Source organism: Paucibacter sp. M5-1 (assembly GCF_027498415.2).
Lineage (GTDB): Bacteria > Pseudomonadota > Gammaproteobacteria > Burkholderiales > Burkholderiaceae_C > Roseateles_E.
The window spans coordinates 5,818,612-5,837,591 of the sequence record NZ_JAPZLM020000001.1 but is presented as its reverse complement, the minus strand read 5'-3'; the positions used below and the strand labels follow the sequence as shown (position 1 = coordinate 5,837,591).

At 68.5% G+C, this 18,980-nt stretch carries 14 protein-coding genes; 8 read left to right on the top strand and 6 right to left on the bottom strand.

Annotated elements, in window-relative coordinates:
• Position 1 precedes the first annotated feature (1 nt).
• Positions 2 to 817 carry a substrate-binding periplasmic protein gene (locus tag O5M90_RS27530; protein WP_269840784.1) on the bottom strand — a complete coding sequence of 272 codons (816 nt, stop codon included), beginning with the start codon at positions 815 to 817 and terminating at the stop codon, positions 2 to 4.
• Between the two features lie 93 nt (positions 818 to 910).
• Here O5M90_RS27530 and O5M90_RS27525 point away from each other — a divergent pair, with 93 nt between their 5' ends.
• Genes O5M90_RS27525 through O5M90_RS27515 form a run of 3 tightly spaced genes read left to right on the top strand, consistent with a single transcriptional unit; the run spans position 911 to position 3,461 of the window.
• Positions 911 to 1,666: a metallophosphoesterase family protein gene (locus O5M90_RS27525; protein ID WP_137942366.1), complete on the top strand. Its 756-nt coding sequence runs from the start codon at positions 911 to 913 to the stop codon at positions 1,664 to 1,666.
• A 4-nt stretch (positions 1,667 to 1,670) separates the two neighbouring features.
• Positions 1,671 to 3,116: a serine/threonine protein kinase gene (locus O5M90_RS27520; protein WP_269840785.1), complete on the top strand. Its 1,446-nt coding sequence runs from the start codon at positions 1,671 to 1,673 to the stop codon at positions 3,114 to 3,116.
• A gap of 9 nt (positions 3,117 to 3,125) precedes the next feature.
• Positions 3,126 to 3,461 carry a YkgJ family cysteine cluster protein gene (locus tag O5M90_RS27515; RefSeq protein WP_269840786.1) on the top strand — a complete coding sequence of 112 codons (336 nt, stop codon included), beginning with the start codon at positions 3,126 to 3,128 and terminating at the stop codon, positions 3,459 to 3,461.
• 15 nt (positions 3,462 to 3,476) lie between these two features.
• Here the strand turns inward: O5M90_RS27515 and O5M90_RS27510 are convergent, their stop codons facing one another.
• Positions 3,477 to 4,640, bottom strand: coding sequence for a tetratricopeptide repeat protein (locus tag O5M90_RS27510; protein ID WP_171018204.1), 1,164 nt, complete (start codon positions 4,638 to 4,640; stop codon positions 3,477 to 3,479).
• A 118-nt stretch (positions 4,641 to 4,758) separates the two neighbouring features.
• Positions 4,759 to 7,530 (bottom strand): pullulanase-type alpha-1,6-glucosidase, encoded by a 2,772-nt coding sequence (gene pulA / locus O5M90_RS27505; RefSeq protein ID WP_269840787.1) that lies wholly within the window; start codon positions 7,528 to 7,530, stop codon positions 4,759 to 4,761.
• A gap of 135 nt (positions 7,531 to 7,665) precedes the next feature.
• Here pulA and O5M90_RS27500 point away from each other — a divergent pair, with 135 nt between their 5' ends.
• Together O5M90_RS27500 and O5M90_RS27495 are read left to right on the top strand one after the other, a co-directional pair.
• Positions 7,666 to 9,216: an alpha-amylase family glycosyl hydrolase gene (locus tag O5M90_RS27500; RefSeq protein ID WP_269840788.1), complete on the top strand. Its 1,551-nt coding sequence runs from the start codon at positions 7,666 to 7,668 to the stop codon at positions 9,214 to 9,216.
• Positions 9,213 to 11,078 carry a glycoside hydrolase family 13 protein gene (locus tag O5M90_RS27495; RefSeq protein ID WP_269840789.1) on the top strand — a complete coding sequence of 622 codons (1,866 nt, stop codon included), beginning with the start codon at positions 9,213 to 9,215 and terminating at the stop codon, positions 11,076 to 11,078. The genes O5M90_RS27500 and O5M90_RS27495 overlap by 4 nt, the downstream gene beginning before the upstream one ends.
• Positions 11,079 to 11,143: 65 nt before the next feature.
• On the opposite strand, the gene O5M90_RS27490 is transcribed toward O5M90_RS27495, so the two are convergent.
• The 3 genes from O5M90_RS27490 to O5M90_RS27480 all read right to left on the bottom strand — a co-directional run bounded on the left by O5M90_RS27490 (position 11,144) and on the right by O5M90_RS27480 (position 15,681).
• The gene (locus O5M90_RS27490) at positions 11,144 to 11,833 is read right to left on the bottom strand and encodes a PEP-CTERM sorting domain-containing protein (RefSeq protein WP_269840790.1); all 690 of its coding nucleotides are present in this window, start codon (positions 11,831 to 11,833) and stop codon (positions 11,144 to 11,146) included.
• Between the two features lie 108 nt (positions 11,834 to 11,941).
• Entirely contained in the window at positions 11,942 to 14,995 is a 3,054-nt protein-coding gene (locus O5M90_RS27485; RefSeq protein ID WP_440402491.1) for an FAD-binding and (Fe-S)-binding domain-containing protein, read from the bottom strand.
• Positions 14,992 to 15,681, bottom strand: a complete 690-nt coding sequence (locus O5M90_RS27480; RefSeq protein ID WP_269840792.1) for a GntR family transcriptional regulator — start codon at positions 15,679 to 15,681, stop codon at positions 14,992 to 14,994. Before O5M90_RS27480 ends, O5M90_RS27485 begins: the two co-directional genes overlap by 4 nt.
• A 135-nt stretch (positions 15,682 to 15,816) precedes the next feature.
• Here O5M90_RS27480 and O5M90_RS27475 point away from each other — a divergent pair, with 135 nt between their 5' ends.
• From O5M90_RS27475 to O5M90_RS27465, 3 genes are all read left to right on the top strand, one after another.
• Positions 15,817 to 17,052, top strand: coding sequence for a pyridoxal-phosphate-dependent aminotransferase family protein (locus O5M90_RS27475; protein ID WP_269840793.1), 1,236 nt, complete (start codon positions 15,817 to 15,819; stop codon positions 17,050 to 17,052).
• 2 nt (positions 17,053 to 17,054) lie between these two features.
• On the top strand, positions 17,055 to 17,804 hold the full coding sequence (locus O5M90_RS27470; RefSeq protein ID WP_262968044.1) for a fumarylacetoacetate hydrolase family protein: 750 nt from the start codon (positions 17,055 to 17,057) through the stop codon (positions 17,802 to 17,804).
• Positions 17,805 to 17,865: 61 nt separating this feature from the next.
• Positions 17,866 to 18,849, top strand: a complete 984-nt coding sequence (locus tag O5M90_RS27465; RefSeq protein ID WP_269840794.1) for a tripartite tricarboxylate transporter substrate binding protein — start codon at positions 17,866 to 17,868, stop codon at positions 18,847 to 18,849.
• Positions 18,850 to 18,980 lie beyond the last annotated feature (131 nt).

Sequence of the window (18,980 nt, the reverse complement as noted above, 5' to 3'; positions counted from 1 at the left end):
CTCAGCGCGGCTTGATGCTGTCGGCCAGGCTGCCGACCGGGTAGTAGCGCTGGAAGGTCTTCCAGACGATGCCGCTGCGCGAAGCCTTCTCCAGGGCCTCGCGCAGCACCGCACGGTCCTGCTCGCTGACCGAGGTCTTGGAGATGTAGGCACCGCTGTCGACCCAGGGCAGCTCATCGACCGGCTCGTAGCGCAGCCGCTCGATCAGCGGCTTGAAGCGGGCATCGGCCAGCAAGGCCCCGACCAGGATGGACGGCGCCATGATGGTGATGTCGGCCAGACCGGCCTGCAGCATGCGCCCCACCGAGACCGGGTCCACATCGAGAAAAAGCCGCCCCTGGGCGCGCAGATCCCTGATCAAGGCCTGGTAGGCATCGCCGTAATCGAAGCCGCGCACCAGCGCGACACGCAGCTCCTTGCGCTCGCGCAGCTCCTGCAGGCTGCGCACCGGCGCGCGTTCCGCGTTCAGCGAGATCAGCGTGGCGCGTGCATAGATCAGCGGCACGAAATGTCCGAACTCGTCGCGGCGCGGCGTGCGGGCCGCCGGTATCAGCAGATCGGCACGGCCATTCTCGAACATGGCCTCCAGTCGGGCCCGCGGCACCGGGGTGAACAGGAAGCTGCAGCCGGTGATGCCGCTCAGCACCTCGTGATAGACCCCGCCGATGCCCTCGTCCGAGACGATCATGCTCAGGCCGACCGGCGCCGCCGGCACCTGCATGGCGCGCGAGCAGTCGGCCAGCGAAGGCGTCGACAGGCCCAATGCCATGGGCCACAACACGATCCGGCGCAGCAGGCGCCCAAGACTCTCAATCATCACCCAACCCTTTGACGAGTGATCCGCGGCGGCAGATGCAGAGCAGCCAGCATAGCTCAGCCTGCCGTCAGCCCCCTGTAGCATGATGCGCCCATGAAACTTGCGCTGATCACCGACCTGCATGCCAATCGAGAAGCCCTGACGGCCGTGCTGGCCCATGCCCAGGCCCAGGGCTGCGACGGCCACGCTTTTCTGGGTGACTATGTCGGCTATGGCGGCGACCCCGGCTGGGTGCTGGACCGGGTGCGCGAACTGGTCGATCAGGGCGCGCCGGCGGTGATGGGCAACCACGACAGCGCGGTCGTCCATGGCGCGCTGCCGACCATGCGCGAGGATGCCCGCGCCGCTGCCGCCTGGACCCGCGAACAGCTGAGCACCGAGCAGCTGCGCTTCCTGGCCGAGCTGCCGATGACGGCCAGCCGGGGCGACTGCCTGTTCGTCCATGCCAATGCCTTCGCGCCCGAGGGCTTCGAATACATCCAGGGCCGTGCCGAGGCGATGCGCAGCCTGCAGGCCACCGACCGCGCCTACACTTTCTGCGGCCATATGCACGAGCCCATGCTCTACCACCTGTCGGGCACCGGAAAGGCCGGCGACTTCTGCCCGGTGCCGGGCGTCGAGATCCCGCTGCTGAGCCATCGCCAGTGGCTGATCATCCCGGGCTCCTGCGGCCAGCCGCGCGATGGCAATCCCGAGGCCTGCTATGCCTGCTTCGACACCGAGACCGGCCTGCTGAGCTTCCAGCGCGTGCCCTATGACGTCGAGGCCGCCGCCGCCCGCATCCGCAGCTCCGGCCTGCCCGAGGCCGTGGCCGAGCGCCTGGCCGCGCGGCTGAGCCAGGGCGAGTAGGCCGATGAGCGACGGCGCTCCCCACAGCACGCAAGACCTGCCCCTGCCCGGCCCGCTGGTGCCGGGGCTGGTGCTCGATGGCTTCCGCCTGGACGAGCACCTGCACCAGGGCGGCATGGCCAATCTCTGGGCCGTCACCCGCGTCGAGCCCGGCGACGGCCTGCCGCTGATCATGAAGCTACCACGCATCAAGGGCGGCGAGGACCCGGCCACCATCGTCGGCTTCGAGGTCGAGCAGATGCTGATGCCGGCATTGAAGGGCCCGCATGTGCCGCGCTATGTGGCGCGCGGCGACTGGACACGCCAGGCCTATATCGTGATGGAGCGCATCGACGGCCCCTCGCTGCGGCCACGGCTGGACGATGCACCGCTGCCGCTGGACGAGGTGGTGGACATCGGCATCAAGGTGGCCACCGCCCTGCATGCACTGCACCGCCAGCATGTGGTGCATCTGGACATCAAGCCCAGCAACATCATGTTCCGCCCGGACGGCGTGGCCGTGCTGGTGGATTTCGGCCTGTCGCGCCACAGCCAGCTGCCCGATCTGCTGGAAGAGGAGTTCGAGCTGCCCATGGGCACCGGCCCCTATATGTCGCCCGAGCAGGTGCAGTTCGTCCGCAACGACCCGCGCAGCGATCTGTTCGCGCTGGGCGTGATGCTCTACCACCTGGCCACCGGCGAGCGGCCCTTCGGCCAGCCCTCGTCGGTGCGTGGCCTGCGTCGGCGCCTGTACATCGATCCGGTGCCGCCGCGCGCGCTGCGCGCCGAGATCCCGCCCTGGCTGCAGGAACTGATCCTGCACTGCCTGGAGGTCAAGGCCGAGCGCCGCTACCAGAGCGCGGCCCAGCTCGCGCTGGATCTGCAGCGCCCCGAGGGCATCGCGCTGACACGCCGCGCCGAGCGCCTGCAAACCAGCTCGGTGGTCAAGACCTTCAAGCGCTGGTTTTTTGCGCTGGGCGCCGAGCCCTCGCCTGCGGCCAGTGTTGACGAGCAGGTGGCGCGCAGTCCCATCATCATGGCGGCGGTCGACACCGAGGCCGCCACCCCCGCCCTGCTGGCCCAGTTGCAGGAGACGGTGCGGCGCCTGGTGCAGGCCGAGCCGGGTGCGCGGCTGGCCTGCGTCAGCGTGATGAAGACGGCCCGCATCGGCATGGACGAGCTGACCGACAAGGCCGGCCAGAGCCTGCATGTCAAACAGCTGATCGCCTTGAAGCACTGGGCCCGCCCGATCAGCCGCGCGCTGGCGCTGGAGGATGGGCGATTGACCTTCCATGTGCTGGAGGCGCCCGATGCGGCCCAGGCCCTGATCGAGTTCGCCGCCAAGGCCCGAGTCGACCATCTGGTGATGGGGGCTAGCGGCAGCTCGGCGCTGCGCCGCTATCTGGGCAGCGTCTCGGCCCAGGTGGTGGCCGAGGCGGAGTGCAGCGTGACGGTGGTGCGCGCCTCCTAAAATCGGGCCATGTCTGCGCCTCCCGCCAATCCCTGCATCGCCTGCGGCGCCTGCTGCGCCAGCTTCCGGGTCGATTTCGCCCGCGAAGAGCTGCAAAGCGAGGGCGGCTGCGTACCCGACGGGCTGGCGGTGGACCTCAACCCCAACCTCAGCCGCATGCGCGGCACCGATCATGCCCGGCCGCGCTGCGCGGCGCTGGTCGGCACGGTGGGCATCAAGGCCAGCTGCGGTATCTACGAATGGCGGCCCGGCCCCTGCCGCGAGTTCGGCCTGCGCGCACCGATGGGCATCGGCGACGAGGCCTGTGCGCGGGCGCGGGCCCGCCACGGCCTCGCGCTGCTTTAGCCACGCCCTCGGCCGCTACTGCACCAGCCTGACATTGCGCAGGCTCTCCAGCTTGGCCGCATACATCTGACGGTCCTTGACGGTGGCGCTGTTGTCGCGCGCCAGCGCCAGATGCTTGCGCGCTTCGCCGAGCTCGCCCAGGCCGTAGTTGGCCAGGGCCAGCCAGAAATGAAACTCGTGGAAATAGGCCGAGCGCTCGATCTCGCGGGTGAAGAGTTTCTTCGCGGCCTTGAAGTCACCGGCCCGCATGGCCACCACGCCCTCGTCGAAGTATTTGAACGGCGGATTGGGCTGGATGTCGCGCAGCTTGGCGCTCAGCAGTTCGGCCTCCTCGCGCCGGCCCCTGTCCTTCAGCACCAGGATCAGATTGGACAGGGTCTGGGCATTGGCCGGTTCCTCGGCCAGGACGGTGCGAAACACCTGCTCGGCCCGCTCGGCATGGCCATGGCGGCGGTAGATCACGCCCAGCGTGTTGTAAGCGGCGATGAAGCGCGGATCCTGGGTCATCGCGCCGCGCGCCCACCAGTAGGCCTCATCGGTGCGGCCCTGCTGCAGCAGCTCGGCCGCGCGGTTGTTCATATACATCGCGATCACCGTGCTCTCATCGATCACACGGCTGCGCTGGCCGCGCAGTTGGTCGGCCGGCAGGAAGTCGATGACCAGCAGCTCGGCCTCGAAGGTCCGCGCGCTGCGCTCGTAGACGGGCCGGCCCAGGCTCAGATTGATGTGGCCGCTGAGGAAATAGAGATCGCCGCTGCGGCTCCACAACTCCTCGACGTAGACGCTTTGGTAGCGCACCGGCAGGCCCAGCGCCTTGGCGAATGCCGAGGTCATCAGCACCAGGGACAGGCAGTTGCCGCGGCGCGCCTCGAAAGCCTCGGCGGCACTGCGGGTGATGCTGGCGTCGTACTCCAGCTGCAGCTTGCTCTTGTTGTAGAGCGCATCGATCAGGCCCTGGCGGCTGCCTTCGCGGCGGGCCTGCTGGGCGATCTCATGGTCCAGATAGCGCTGCATCTCGGGGCTGAGCTTGAACAGGGCCTCGGCGCCCAGCGAGGCAGGCGCCGGCGCGAACAAGGCATCGTCAAACAGGCGCTGCGGCTGCGGGGCGGGCGGCGCGCTGGCACAACCGGTCAGTGCAGCAAACCCGAGTGCGAGCCAGAGAACGGCCAGGGGTTTCATGGTGCTGTCTCCTGCGAACATGGCGCCGGCCAGCCTGTTGCGACCGCCGTGCGTCCCTTGTTCCAAAGCTAGCACCGAAACCCCTGGCTCGCCAGTGCGCAAAGCCGTGCCGATGCCCTCAATTCAGCACATAGACCAGGGCGGTGCGCGCCGGCACCGTGAAGCGCCCGGTTTCCGGCTCGAAGCCAGCTTGCTCGGCCGGCCTCGTGTCGGCGGCCTGCGGTGCCAGATGCACCGGATGCAGCCGGTAGGCCAGACCGCGCGCATCCGGCAGGCTCAGGGTCTGAGCGGTGCTGCCGGTGTTGACGAAATAGATCAGCCGCTCGAAGCCGGCGCCGGCCAGGCCGCGGCCGTCCAGCTCACCCACCAGCAACAGCGGGTTCTGCTGCGGCCCGGTGTTGTGGAAACGCAGCCGTTGCTGCACCGCCGCCGCCGTGGCCAGGCGGAACAGGCTGGAGCTGGCGCGGATGCGCAGCAGGTCCAGAAAGGCATCGCGGGTCCAGCGGATCTGGGCCGGCTCGGGCTTGATCAGCGGGTTGTTCAGCATCGGGCGCAGCAGCGCGTAGTTCGCGCCGTTGTCGGCCTTGGGCGGCAGTCCGGTGCCGAAATAGTTGTCGCTCAGCGACCAGTCCAGGCGGTTGAACCAGTCGCCCGAGTCGTAGCTGTTGCGGTCCAGCGACTTGGAACGCAGGGTCTCGATGCCGGCATGGAAGTAAGGCACGCCCTGACTGAAGGCGGTGACAGCCATGCCCAACAGCTGCACGCGAGCCCGGTCCTCGCGCGAGGTCTGCTGCGGCAGCTTCAGCGCATTGATGTCGAACAGGGTCTGGTTGTCATGGTTGTCGGCATAGTTGACCACCTCGCCCGGCGCCGAGGCATAGCCGGCCGGCTGGCCGGCGTAGTCGATCTGTTCCAGGCGCCGGCGCTCGCCGCCAAAGGTCTGCAGCTGATAGCCGCGCAGCGAGCCGGCCAGGCCGACCCGCACCAGGTCGGCGGCACGCAGCAGGTCTTCGCGCGTGGCCGCGCCGCCCAGCGCGTTCGGTTCATGGTGCAGGCCGTTGAGCCAGCCCTGGCGGCGTATCAGGTCCTCGCCGCCATCGGCCGCGCCGCCGCCGCGCAGCGCGTCGCGCGCCCGGTCGCTGAAGGTGGCGATGCCGCTGCCGTTCAGTGACAGCTGCGAGGCCTGGACAAAGCGCCGGCCATCGGCCACCTCGCCGAAGTTCCAGCCCTCGCCGATCAGCTGCACCGGCCGGCCCAGCTCGCGCCGCAGCCGGGCCTGCAGCCGCTCCATCGCGGCGCGCGGCTGATGGCCCATCAGATCGAAGCGGAACGAGGCCATCTTGTACTCGCGCGCCCACAGCAGCACCGAGTCCTCCATCAGCTTGCCCATCATGCGGTGCTCGGTGGCGGTGTTGTCGCAGCAGGTCGAGCGCTCCACCTGGCCCTGGGCGTCGTAGCGCTGGTAGTAGCCGGGCACGATGCGGTCCAGCACCGATTTCTGATGCTGGCCGGCGGCGGCCGTGTGGTTGTAGACAACGTCCATGCCGACCCGCAGGCCGGCCCGGCTCAGCGCCTGCACCATCTGTCGCAGCTCGACGATGCGGCGCGCGCCGTCCATCGCATCGCTGGCGTAGCTGCCTTCGGGGGCGTTGTAGTGCAAGGGGTCATAACCCCAGTTGAAGCAGTCGCGCTCGGCCAGCGCCATCACCGCCGCCTGCTGGGCCTCGCTGTCCGGCGCCGCCGCCGGCACCTGGGGCACGGCGCAGCCGGTCTCGGGAATCGTCGCGATATCGAACACCGGCAGCAGATGCACATCGGTCAGGCCGGCCTCGCTGAGCGCGCGCAGATGCTGCATGCCCAGCGAACCGGCAACGGTGAAAGCCTGGTACTTGCCGCGCTGGGCTTCGGGCACCGAGGCGTCATTGATCGAGAAGTCGCGCACATGCAGCTCATAGATCACCATCTCGGTATTGCGCTTGACGCGATCCGGCAGCTGCAGCGCATCCCAGCCCGGCGGCTTCAAGGCCGGCGCGGCCAGATCGGCGATATAGCTGCGTCGCGAGTCGGCGCTCAGGCTGAGCGAGTAGGGATCGGTGACCCGGTTGCGCAGCCGGCCGACGCCGCGCACATGGGTCTCGACCAGATAGCTGTAGTAGCCGCCGCTCAGATCAGCGGGCAGGCGCAGCGACCAGATGCCGGTGGCGGCATCGCGCCGCATCGGCAGGGCCTGCTGCGCCGCCGCCGCGGCGCCGGCGTAATGGCAGAGATGCACCGCGAGGGCCGTCGGCGCCCAGAGCTTGAAGCCGGTGCGGCGGCCGGCGACGACGCTCACCCCGAGATCCGGCACGGACTCGGCCCTGGCATAGAGATCGTCCAACGCCGCGGCGGCCTGCAGGCCGGTCGCCTGCAAGACCTGACCCCGCTCGTCCTCCTGAACCAGCAGCATCTGGCCGCGCAGCAGCTCCGGCAGGCGCGCCACCGCAGACTCGGGCACAGCCAGCAGCAGCCCCGGCCCCAGATGGCCGAAGCGTCCGGCCAGCGCCGGCGGCAGGGCTGCCGAGCGCGGCGTCAGCGGCACCACGCCATCGAAACCGCTGACCTGGTGGCCGGCTCTCGCGTCCAGCTGCCCGGCGGCCGAGTGATAGAGCCTAAAGCGCCCGCTGGCCGTCAGCGCCGGCCACAGCAGCAGGCGCCGGTTCAACCAATGGCCGCGCGCATCCATGGCCGGCGCCGCAACGAGCAACTGCTCGAAGCCCGGCGCATCACAGGCCGCGCGCAGCTCGGCGCTGTCGGCGGCGGCGGCCGCCTGCGCGACCCCGGCCAGCAAGGCCAGCATCCCCGCCCACATCCCGATGCCGCCTGCGGCCATGGCTTGCTTCTTGTATTTCATTTTCAAAATAGTAGCAAAACTACATCAACAACCCACTAGCGACTTTCACCAACAACTTCCAATCCATCGATGTTTCACCTATGCTGCCGCCAAATCAAATCGCTAGACAAGTAATTTAGCTACATCATCGAGACAATGATCAAAACCCTCATCCTGGCCGCTGCGATGGCCGGCAGCGCAGCCGCCGCCGATCTCGGCCCAGTGCCGGCCCGCGACCCGGGCAGCCGCCTGGCACCCGGCTGGCAGCATGGCGCCTTCATCGAGATCTTTGTGCGCGGCTACCAGGACAGCGATGGCGACGGCATCGGCGATCTGCGAGGCCTGACGGCGCGGCTGGACTATCTGCAGGACCTGGGCATCAAAGGCATCTGGCTGATGCCCATCACCGCCAGCGCCGACCGCGACCATGGCTATGCGACGACCGATTTCCGCGCGCTGGAGCCGCAGTACGGCAGCCTGGCCGATTTCGATGAGTTCCTCCGTCAAGCGCATCGGCGCGGCATCGGCGTCATCATCGACTATGTGATCAACCACAGCGCCGCCGCCCACCCGCTGTTCCAGCAGGCCCTGCACAAGCCGGCCAGCCCCTACCGCGACTGGTTTGTCTGGCGGCAAGAAAGCCCGAGCGGCTGGGACATCTGGGGCCAGAACCCCTGGACCGCGACGCCGACCGGCAGCTATTTCGCCACCTTCGGCCCCGCGATGCCGGACTTCAATCTGAACAATCCCCAGGTCTGGGACTACCACCTGAACAGCCTGCGTTTCTGGCTCAATCGCGGCCTGGACGGTTTCCGGCTCGATGCCGTGCCGCATCTGGTCGAGACCGACGCCGTCGAATGGAACGACCAGCCCGAGAGCCGGCGCCTGACCAAGCAGCTGCAGGACCTGATCAAGCGCTACCGCCAGCGCCACGTCGTCTGCGAGGCCACCGCCAATCCGCAGGTCTATGCCGACCCGGCCATCTGCGGCAGCGCCTTCGCCTTCGGCCTGGAGCATCAGATCATCAAGGCCGCGCGCGGCGAGCCGGCGGCGATCCAGGCCGTGGCCGACTATTTCAGGACGGCGCCGCCGACCATGGCGACCATGCTGGCCAACCATGACATCTTCGCCGGCGCGCGCATCTGGGATCAGCTGGCCGGCGACGAGACCGCCTACAAGCTGGCCGCCGCCAGCTATCTGCTGATGCCCGGCACCCCCTTCATCTACTACGGCGAGGAGATCGGCATGGCCGGCATCCCCGGCCTGCCCGGCGACGAACCGCTGCGCGGCCCGATGAGCTGGCGCAGCGATGGCGGCTTCAGTCGCGCTGAGCCCTATCGCCAAACCTCACCGAATGCCGCCACCCACAACGCCGCCGCCCAGGCTGCCGACCCCGACTCCCTGCTGAATTTCTACAAAGCCATGCTGAGGCTGCGCAACACCCTGCCCGCCATCGCCCGCGGCAGCTACGAGGCCGCCCGGGTCGAGGGTCAGGTCTTGAGCTTCCGGCGCCGGCTGGGGCGCGAGCAGACCCTGGTCGTGATCAACTACGGCGCGCAGGCCGCGCCGACGCCGCACATGACCCTGCCGGCCCGGGCCAGGCTGCAGGCCGTTTATCCTCGCGGGCAGACGCGGCTGCGCGCCGATGCGCAGGGCCGGCCGTCCATCCCGGCCCGATCGGTCGCCGTCTACCGCATCAAGCCATGAACATCCTCGCAAGCACTCTGGCCGCGCTCGCCCTCGGCGCCAGCTTTCTGATGAACACAGCCCTCGCTCACACCCTCTCCCGCATCGAGCCGCCGTCCTGGTGGGTCGGCATGGCCGAACCCGGCCTGCAGCTGCTGGTGCATGGCGAGCGCATCGCCGAGCTGAGCCCCAGACTGCAGCCCTATGCCGGCGTCAGCCTGCGCGAGGTCCATCGGGTCAGCAGCCCCAACTACCTGTTCCTGGACCTGCAACTGGACGCGGCCGCCCGGGCCGGCGAGCTCGAACTGCATTTCGACAGCGCTCAGGGCAAGACCGTGCTGACGCAGCGCTATGCGCTGCAGACCCGCGAGCCCGGCTCGGCGCAGCGCCAGGGTTTCGGCCCCAAGGACGCGATCTATCTGGTGGTGCCGGACCGCTTTGCCCAGGGCGACCCTGGGCTGACGGCCCGCGCGGGGATGCGGGAGGGGCTTGACCGCGCATCACCGGGCGGCCGGCATGGCGGTGACCTGAAGGGCTTGCGCCAGCATCTGGACTACATCGCCGGCATGGGCTTCACCCAGCTCTGGCCGACCCCGCTGAGCGAGAACAACAGCGCCGCCTACAGCTATCACGGCTATGCCGCGACCGACTTTTACAAGGTCGACCCACGCTTCGGCAGCAACGCGGACTACCGCAGCCTGGTCGCCGAGGCCCGCGCCAAGGGCCTGGGCGTGATCCAGGACATCGTGCTGAACCACATCGGGGGCCAGCACTGGTGGATGCGCGACCTGCCCGACCCCGACTGGCTCAACCAATGGCCGGCCTATACCGAGACCCATCACGCCCGCATCAGCCTGCTCGACCCCTACGCCGCCGCCAGCGACTGCAAGCGCTTCACCGACGGCTGGTTCACCACGACGATGCCCGACCTGAACCAGCGCCATCCGCTGCTGGCCAGCTACCTGACCCAGATGAGCGTGTGGTGGATCGAGTACGCCGGGCTCAGCGGCATCCGCACCGACACCTACAGCTACTCCGACAAGGACTTCCTGGCCGCCTGGTCGGCCCGGCTGATGCGCGAGTACCCCCGGCTCAATATCGTCGGCGAGGAATGGAGCCCGCACCCGGCCATCGTGTCCTACTGGCAGCGCGGCAAGAAAAACCACGACGGCTATGTCTCGCAGACGCCCAGCATGATGGATTTCCCGCTGCATGGCGCGCTGCTGGCCGGCCTCAGCGAACCCGAGGACCAGGGCGGCGGGCTGATCAAGCTCTACGAGGCCCTGGCCCATGACTTCGTCTACCCGGACCCGGCGAATCTGGTGCTGTTCGAGGGCAACCATGACACGCCGCGCCTGCATTCGCTGCTCAACGGCGAGCTGGCACTGACCAAGATGGCCTGGGCCTATCTGGCCGTGACGCGGCGCATCCCGCAGTTCTTCTACGGCAGCGAGCTGCTGCTGCAAAGCCCGAAGCAGCGCGATGACGGCGTGGTGCGGGCCGACTTCCCCGGCGGCTGGGCCGGCGACAGCGTCAACGGCTTCAGCGGCCAGGGACTCAGCGCGCAGCAGCGTGAGGCGCAGGACTGGTTGCGTCGCTTGCTGAACTGGCGCAAGGGCTCGCCAGCCGTGCATGCCGGGCGGCTGATTCACTACACGCCCGAGCAGGGTTGCTATGTGCTGTTTCGCCAGTTGGGCACGCAAACCGTGATGCTGGTGCTGAACAAGAACGGCAGCGAGACCCAATTGGACACGCGGCGCTTTGGCGAGGTGCTGGGTTCCAGCACCTGGGGCCACGATCCGCTGACCGGCGCGCGTCATGCACTCGGGGGCTCGCTGCGCGTGCCGGCCCGCTCGGCCCTGCTGCTCGATCTGCAACCCTGAATGAAAAGAGGCCCCGACGGGGCCTCTTGCTCGGGCGTGACGCACACGCCCCTGGGGTCAACGCTTCAGTCGCAACGACGGCGGCGGCGCGCCACCCAGGCCAGCGCAGCCAGGCCCGACAGCAGCATCGCATAGGTTTCGGGCTCAGGCACGGGAACGGCCTGGAAGCTGACTTCCAGCTTGTTCTGGGGCTGGCTCAGCACGCTGGCAAACGTGCCACCTTCGGCCGACAAGGTCAAGGTCACCGCACTGACGCTGAGGCTGCTGAAGTTGCCGAAATTCTGGCTGGTCTCTACAGAGAAGTAGCCGGACGTGAAATTGCCGCTGGACGCGGTGATCACCTGGTCCAGCGGGCCACCGAAGGCGATTGCCGGACCGCCGTCGACCGAGATCATTGCGCTGACGGTTGCGCCGGTGCTGGCAGCGGCGCCCAGCTGATTGAAAACCAGATTGCCAAGGAAGGCGCTGACATTGCCCCCCAGCACATAGCCCGAGTTCGCGCTCAGCACGAAGTCGGGAAGACTGAAGGCATTGACCGTCGAACCGCCCTCGCTGATGGCCTGGATGCCGGAGTCCAGATTCCAGCTGAAGCCATAAGTGTCATTGGAGCTGCTGAACCAGGACGAGAGATAGCCCAACGAGGTGGTTTCGTCATAGCTCAGCGTGTAGGCGCCGTTGTCTTGCACGACCAGGGCCGAGGCCGAGGAGGCGCCCAGCGCGAGACCCAGCGCGGCGGCGGAGAGCAGCAATTTCATGTTTATTCCTTCATGTCTATCGAGAACAGGACCCGGGAGAGGAGACCGCACGACCGGGACCGAAAGACGGAGGTGCGCCGCCGCAATCTAAAGCAATGCCGCCGAGCGTCAAGGCGCGGCGGGCCCCGAAGCGACGGAATCGGCCCTGCTGTCACCTGAATCATGGCCGGCATCCCCCGCAGATGCGGGGGGCTGCATCAGCCGCTCCAGCAGCCGCGCCACATGAACAGCCTCGCGCTGCGCGCCGTCCTTGATCTGGTGCCGGCAGCTGGTGCCATCGGCAACGACGATGGCCTCGGGCCGGGCGCGGATGGCCGGCAGCAGGCTCAGCTCGGCCATCTGCATCGACACCTCATAGTGCCTGGCCTCGTAGCCGAAGCTGCCGGCCATGCCGCAGCAGCTGCTCTCGATCAGCTCCGGGCTCGCGCCGGGAATCAGCCGCAGCACCTCGAGGATGGGAGTCACCGCGCCGAAGGCCTTCTGATGGCAATGGCCGTGCAGCAGGATGGGCGCCTCCGCGGACCTGAGCTTCAGATCGAAGCGGCCGGCCCTGGCCTCGCGGGCGATGAACTCCTCGAACATCAGCGCCTGGGCGCCGACGATCTGGGCCGGCTCGCCCAGGCCCATCACCAGGGCCTCATCGCGCAGGGTCAGCAGGCAGGAGGGCTCCAGGCCCACCACCGCGATGCCGGCGCTGGCCAGCGGCAGCAGCGCCGTGATCAGCGCACCCGCCCTGGCCTTGGCCTCATCGACCTGCCCGCTGGCCAGATAGGTGCGGCCGCAGCAATGCTGGCCGCCGTTCTTGCTCACCTGGTGCAGGGTATAGCCGGCCGCCTTCAGCACGCGCGCGGCGGCCAGCGCGTTCTCGCTCTCGAAGCTGCCGTTGAAGGTGTCAACGAAGAGCACGGCTGCCTTCTCGCCCGCCGCCAAGGTGGCCTCAAGACTGGAGAACAGGCCCTCGTCCGGTGCGCGCCAGAAGGTGTCGCGGCGCCAGCGCGGCAGGCTGCGCTTGGCCGAGAAACCCAGTAGTTTTTCGGTCAGCCCCGGCAGGCGCAGGTTGAAAAGCCAGGGCGCACGCGCGCCCCAGGCCGCGTAGTCGGGCAGTGCGGCGACCAGCCGGTCCTTCAGCGTCCGCCCATGCCTGGCCTTGTAGTGCGACAGGAACTCGATCTTCATCCGCGCCATGTCGACGCCGGTGGGGCAGTCGCGCTTGCAGCCCTTGCAGCCGACGCACAGCGCCATGGTCTCGGCCATCGCCTCACTGGTGAAGGCGCCCTCGCCCAGCTGGCCCGACAGCGCCAGCCGCAGCGTGTTGGCGCGGCCGCGGGTCAGGTGTTGCTCGTCGCGGGTGACGCGGTAGCTGGGGCACATGGTGCCGGCGTCGAATTTGCGGCAGTGGCCGTTGTTATTGCACATCTCGACCGCCTTGGCCAGGCCGCCGGTGCTGTCGCCGCCGCTGCCAGGCGCGGTCGTGGCCTCGGTGACCGGATCGTTCTGCACATTCCAGGCCGACCAGTCCAGCGCCGGCCTCAAGGCAATCGTGCGGTAGGGCTTGGGCGCCGAGGCCGGCGGGAAACGGAACAGCGCGCCCTCGTCCATCTTCGGCGGGTCGATGATCTTGCCGGGGTTGAACAGACCGGCCGGGTCCAGATGGTGCTTGATCGCGCGGAAGGCCTCATTGAGCTTGGGGCCGAACTGCCATTCAATCCATTCGCCGCGGCACAGGCCGTCGCCATGCTCGCCGCTGTAAGCCCCCTTGAACTTGCGCACCAGGGCCGAGGCCTCCTCGGCCATCGCCCGCATCTTCAGCGCGCCGTCGCGGCGCATGTCCAGGATGGGCCGCACATGCAGGGTGCCGACCGAGGCATGGGCATACCAGGTGCCGCGGCTGCCGTACTTCGCGAACACCTCGGTCAGCGCGTCGGTGTACTCGGCCAGGTGCTGCAGCGGCACCGCGCAGTCCTCGATGAAGGACACCGGCTTGCCGTCGCCCTTCAGGCTCATCATGATGTTGAGCCCGGCCTTGCGCACCTCCCAGAGGTTTTTCTGCGGCGCCTCGTCGGCCATCTCCACCACCGTGCCCGGCAGGCCCAGCTCGCCCATCAGATCGACCAGCTCGGCCAGCTGCCTCAGCAGGGGCGGTTTCTGCGGGCCGGAGAACTCGACCAGCAGGATGGCGGCCGGACGGCCGATCAGCGCGGTCTCTATCGTCGGCCTGAAGGCCGGGTTGGCCAGGCTCAGCTCTATCATCGTGCGGTCGACCAGCTCGACCGCACTGGGGCCCAGCTTGACGATGTGCTGGGCCGCATCCATCGCCGCGTGGAAGCTCTCGAAATTGACCACGCCCAGCACCTTGGCGCGCGGCAGCTCGGCCAGCTGCAGGCTCAGGCTGCGGGTGTAGGCCAGCGTGCCCTCCGAGCCGACCAGCAGATGGGCCAGGTTGACGCTGCCGTCGGCCGTGTAAGGCCGCTCGTTCTGGTTGTCGAAGATGTCGAGGTTGTAGCCGCCGACGCGGCGCAGCACCTTGGGCCAGTGCTCGGCCAGCTCGGCGCGATGGCTTTGCGCCAGACCGCGCACGAACTCGGCGATCCCGGCCGCACGGCCGGCGGCAAGACCTGACACCGGCCCGAAATCCACGAGCGAGCCATCGGACAGCCAGGCGCTGGCGCCGACCACGTTGTGCACCATATTGCCGTAGGCGATCGAGCGCGAGCCGCAGGAATTGTTGCCGGCCATGCCGCCCAAGGTGGCCTGGGCGCTGGTCGAGACATCGACCGGGTACCAGAGCCCATGGGGCTTGAGCTGCGCATTCAGATGGTCCAGCACCAGGCCCGGTTCGACCGTGGCGCGGCGCTGCTCGACATCGACGCTCAGCACGCGGCGAAAGTGCTTGCTGTTGTCGATCACCAGGGCCGCGCCGGTGGTCTGGCCACACTGGCTGGTGCCGCCGCCGCGCGGCAGCACGGGAATCTTCAGCTCGCCGGCGATCGCGATCGCGGTGGCGATGTCGCGCTCGGTCCTGGGCACGAACACGCCCAGCGGCATGATCTGGTAGATCGAGGCGTCGGTGGCATAGCGGCCACGCGAGCCGGCATCAAACCTCACCTCGCCCTCGGTCTCGCGGCGCAGGCGCTGCTCCATCAACAGCACATCGCCGCTCATCGCACGGCCTCGGCCGGATAGATAGCCCCGTCCCGCAGCAGGGCCAGCACCGCGTCGCGCTTGGCCAGCACATGCTGGATCAGCACCTCGCGCAGCCGGGCGCCATCGCGCGCGGCCAGCGCCTCAATCATCTGCTGGTGCTCGGCCAGCGCGCGGGCCCACTTGGCCTCGTCCTGGTTGGTGCGAAAGCGCAGCGACTGCACGCGGGCATTGATGGCGCGATAGGTCTGGGCCAGCACCGGGTTGCCGGCCGCCTCGTTGATGGCGCTGTGGATGCGGGCATTGAGCCGGTAGTAGCCGGACAGATCGCGCCGCGCATGGCAGGCCATCATCTCGAAATGCAGGGCGCGCAGCTCGGCGATCTCGGCCTCGGCAATGCGCTCGGCCGCCAGCATGCCGGACAGGCCCTCCAGCTCGGCCAGCAGCTCGAAGCTGTGCATCACATCGGCCTCGGTCAGCTTGACCGCGACCGCGCCGCGGTTGGGCAAGAGATCCACCAGCCCCTCGGCAGCCAGCAGCTTGATGGCCTCGCGCAGCGGCGTGCGTGAGACCTGCAGCTGCTCGCTGAGCTCGCGCTCGTTGAGCTTGGCGCCCGGCGCGATCCGGCCTTCGACCAGCATGGTGCGCAGGCGCGCGGACACCTGCTCATGCAGGGCCAGATGGGACATCTTGACGATCTCGGCCATGGCTGAAAACTCCTTCGTCGTATTTTGCATGCAAATTTTCACCCCTATAAAGCCAATGATTAAGGGTATTCCAAGGTGCACCCCTTGTTTTTGCATGCAAAACTAGCCCAAGGCAAAGAACTCGGAAAGACCCCCATGCTCCAGCTCGACCAGCACCCCACCGGCCGCCATTTCCTGCAGATCCCCGGCCCCAGCCCGGTGCCGGACCGCATCCTGCGCGCGATGAGCCTGCCCACCATCGACCATCGCGGCCCCGAGTTCGGCGCGCTGGGGCGGCAGCTGCTGGCCGACATCAAGCCCATCTTCAAGACCCGGCAGCCGGTCCTGATCTACCCGGCCTCGGGCACCGGCGCCTGGGAGGCGGCCCTGGCCAACACCCTGAGCCCCGGCGACGAGGTCCTGATGTACGAGACCGGCCATTTCGCCGCGCTATGGGCCAAGCTGGCTGTGCGCCTCGGGCTCAAGCCCGAGATCCTGGCCTGGGCCGGCGAGGACGAGCACCTGCCGCAGGCGCCCAGCTGGCGGCGCGGCGTGCAGGCCGAGCTGATCGAGGCGCGGCTGAAGAAGGACGTCGACAAGAAGATCAAGGCGGTCTGCGTCGTGCACAACGAGACCTCGACCGGCGTGACCTCGGACATCGCCGCGGTGCGCCGCGCGATCGACGCGGCCGGCCACCCGGCCCTGCTGCTGGTCGACACGATCTCGGGCCTGGCCAGCGCCGACTACCGGCATGACGAATGGGGCGTGGACGTGACGGTCAGCGGCTCGCAGAAAGGCCTGATGCTGCCGCCGGGCATCAGCTTCAACGTGCCCTCGGCGAGAGCGCTGGAGGCCGCCAGGAGCGCCAAGCTGCCCAAGGCCTACTGGGCCTGGGACGAGATGCTGGAGATGAACAAGGACGGCTACTGGCCCTCGACACCCAATACCAATCTGCTCTACGGCCTGCACGAGGCGCTGGAGATGCTGGCCGCCGAGGGGCTGGACGCGGTGTTCGCCCGCCACCAGCGCTGGGGCGCCGGCGTGCGCGCCGCCGTCACGGCCTGGGGCCTGCCCATCCAGTGCGCCGATTCGGCCGTCTACTCGCCGGTGCTGACCGGGGTCATCATGCCGGCGGGCGTCGATGCCGACGCGGTGCGCCGGCTGATCTACGAGCGCTTCGACATGTCGCTGGGCACCGGCCTGGGCAAGCTCAAGGGCCGCATGTTCCGTATCGGCCATCTGGGCGACAGCAATGACCTGACCCTGCTGGCCACGCTGGCCGGCTGCGAGATGGGGCTGAAGCTGGCCGGCGTCCGGCTCGCCGGCAGCGGCGTGCAGGCGGCGATGGATTATTTCGCCGCCCACGCGGCAGCCGCACTGAAGCGGGGCTGAGCATGGACGCTGATCTGGCTGCCCTGCTGACCCAGGCCTGGATGGACGGGCCGGTCGCGCTGCCGCTCGAACTGACACCTCTCGATGCGGCCTCGTCATACACGGTGCAAGACCTGACCCTGCTGCTGCGCGGCCAGCAGGCAGCGGGCTGGAAGGTCGGGGCCAAGGGCGCCGACGGCCCGGCCCAGGGCGCACCGCTGCCGCAGGTGCTGCTCAGTCCGGCACGGTTGCAGCCGGCCCGCTTCGGCCGCTTTCTGGGCCTGGAGCTGGAGATCGCGTTCCGGATCGGCCGCGAGTTCCCGGTGCGTCCGCAGCCCTATGGCCTCGAGGAAGCGCTGGCCGGCGTCGACGGCGTCTGTGCCGCCATCGAGCTGGTCGCCAGCCGCCTGCGCCCCCAGGGCGACAACAAGCCGCTGGCACCGCTGGCCCAGCTGGCCGATCTGCAGAACCACGGCGCGCTGGTCGCCGGTGCCTGTGTGCCCTATGACCCGGCCTTCCCTTTTGTTGCGCCCGCACTGAGCTGGCAGTTCGACGGCCGCGACATCGCCCCGACTCTGCCCGCCAACCCGGCCGGTGATCCGCGCCGCCTGCTGGTCTGGGTGCTCAACCATTGCCGCGAGCGTGGCCAGGCCGTCCCGCCCGGCACGCTGATCACCACCGGCACCTATACCGGTGCCTATCTGCCCGAAGGCCCCGGCGAGGCGCTGGGGCAGATCGCCGGCCTGCCCCCGGTGCGTTTGGTGCTGGTTTGATGCTGTTCTGATCGACCGCGCGTTCCTTCGCTCGATTTCCCATCACAACAGGAGACAAAGCATGCAAAGACGTACCCTGATCCAGGCGGCCGGTGCGGCCGCTGCCGGCCTCGTCGCGCCCCGGCTGCACGCCCAGGCGGGCGACTGGCCGGCCGGCCCGGTGCGCATCATCGTCGGCTTCCCGCCAGGGGGCGGCACCGATGCGCTGGCCCGGGTGGTCGGGCAGAAGCTCTCGCAGATGTGGGGCCAGCAGGTGCTGATCGAGAACAAGGCCGGCGTGGCCGGCGTGCTGGCGGCCGAGTATGTGGCGCAGCAGCCGGCCGACGGCAGCGTGCTGCTGATGGCCCATATCAACAGCCATGCGCTGGCGCCCAGCCTGCAGCCCAAGCTGCGCTACAACATCGAGCGCGACTTCACCCCCATCGTGCTGGTGGGCGTGACGCCCAACCTGCTGATCGCGCACCCGGGCCAGCAGGCCAAGACCGCCAAGGACATCGCCGCGCTGTGCAAGGCCGAGCCCGGCAAGATCAGCTTCGGCTCGGCCGGCAATGGCTCGGCCCAGCATCTGGCGCTGGAGCTGTTCAAGCAGCAGGCCAAGGTCGACGCGCTGCACATCCCCTACAAGGGCAGCGGCCCGCTGCTGACCGACATCATGGGCGGCCAGATCCAGTACAGCTTCGAAACGATGACGGCGGCCACGCCCCATGTGAAGAGCGGCAAGGTGATCGCGGTGGCCCAGACCCGCACCAAGCGCGCCAAGGGCCACCCCACCGTGCCCACCATGCAGGAACAGGGTTTCGAGGGCTTCGAGGCCACCACCTGGTATGGCCTGGCCGGCCCCGGCAAGCTGCCCAAGGCCATCACCGACAAGGTCAACCGCGACGTCAACACCGTGCTGGCCATGCCCGATGTGCAGGAGAAGCTGGACATGTACGGCGCCGAAGACGGCGGCGGCTCGGCCGACAAGTTCAAGCGCTTCATCGAGACCGAAACCGCCAAATGGGGCAAAGTGGTCAAGGACGGCAAGGTGACGATCGACACCTGAGTGCCGGCTGCGCCCACGGGTGCGGGTCTAAGCGCAGTTCTAAGGGCGCAGTTCTAAGGGCGCTGTTCTCAGGGCGCAGTTCTAAGGGCGCGGACTGGGGGCGGGCCTGCTCATGCCCGCTCCACCGCCCC

Excerpts from the sequence above, each read along its gene's own strand:
- O5M90_RS27530 (WP_269840784.1), bottom strand. The coding sequence starts at position 817 with ATGATTGAGAGTCTTGGGCGCCTGCTGCGCCGGATCGTGTTGTGGCCC.
- O5M90_RS27525 (WP_137942366.1), top strand. The coding sequence starts at position 911 with ATGAAACTTGCGCTGATCACCGACCTGCATGCCAATCGAGAAGCCCTG.
- O5M90_RS27520 (WP_269840785.1), top strand. The coding sequence starts at position 1,671 with ATGAGCGACGGCGCTCCCCACAGCACGCAAGACCTGCCCCTGCCCGGC.
- O5M90_RS27515 (WP_269840786.1), top strand. The coding sequence starts at position 3,126 with ATGTCTGCGCCTCCCGCCAATCCCTGCATCGCCTGCGGCGCCTGCTGC.
- O5M90_RS27510 (WP_171018204.1), bottom strand. The coding sequence starts at position 4,640 with ATGAAACCCCTGGCCGTTCTCTGGCTCGCACTCGGGTTTGCTGCACTG.
- pulA (WP_269840787.1), bottom strand. The coding sequence starts at position 7,530 with ATGAAATACAAGAAGCAAGCCATGGCCGCAGGCGGCATCGGGATGTGG.
- O5M90_RS27500 (WP_269840788.1), top strand. The coding sequence starts at position 7,666 with ATGATCAAAACCCTCATCCTGGCCGCTGCGATGGCCGGCAGCGCAGCC.
- O5M90_RS27495 (WP_269840789.1), top strand. The coding sequence starts at position 9,213 with ATGAACATCCTCGCAAGCACTCTGGCCGCGCTCGCCCTCGGCGCCAGC.
- O5M90_RS27490 (WP_269840790.1), bottom strand. The coding sequence starts at position 11,833 with ATGAAATTGCTGCTCTCCGCCGCCGCGCTGGGTCTCGCGCTGGGCGCC.
- O5M90_RS27485 (WP_440402491.1), bottom strand. The coding sequence starts at position 14,995 with ATGAGCGGCGATGTGCTGTTGATGGAGCAGCGCCTGCGCCGCGAGACC.
- O5M90_RS27480 (WP_269840792.1), bottom strand. The coding sequence starts at position 15,681 with ATGGCCGAGATCGTCAAGATGTCCCATCTGGCCCTGCATGAGCAGGTG.
- O5M90_RS27475 (WP_269840793.1), top strand. The coding sequence starts at position 15,817 with ATGCTCCAGCTCGACCAGCACCCCACCGGCCGCCATTTCCTGCAGATC.
- O5M90_RS27470 (WP_262968044.1), top strand. The coding sequence starts at position 17,055 with ATGGACGCTGATCTGGCTGCCCTGCTGACCCAGGCCTGGATGGACGGG.
- O5M90_RS27465 (WP_269840794.1), top strand. The coding sequence starts at position 17,866 with ATGCAAAGACGTACCCTGATCCAGGCGGCCGGTGCGGCCGCTGCCGGC.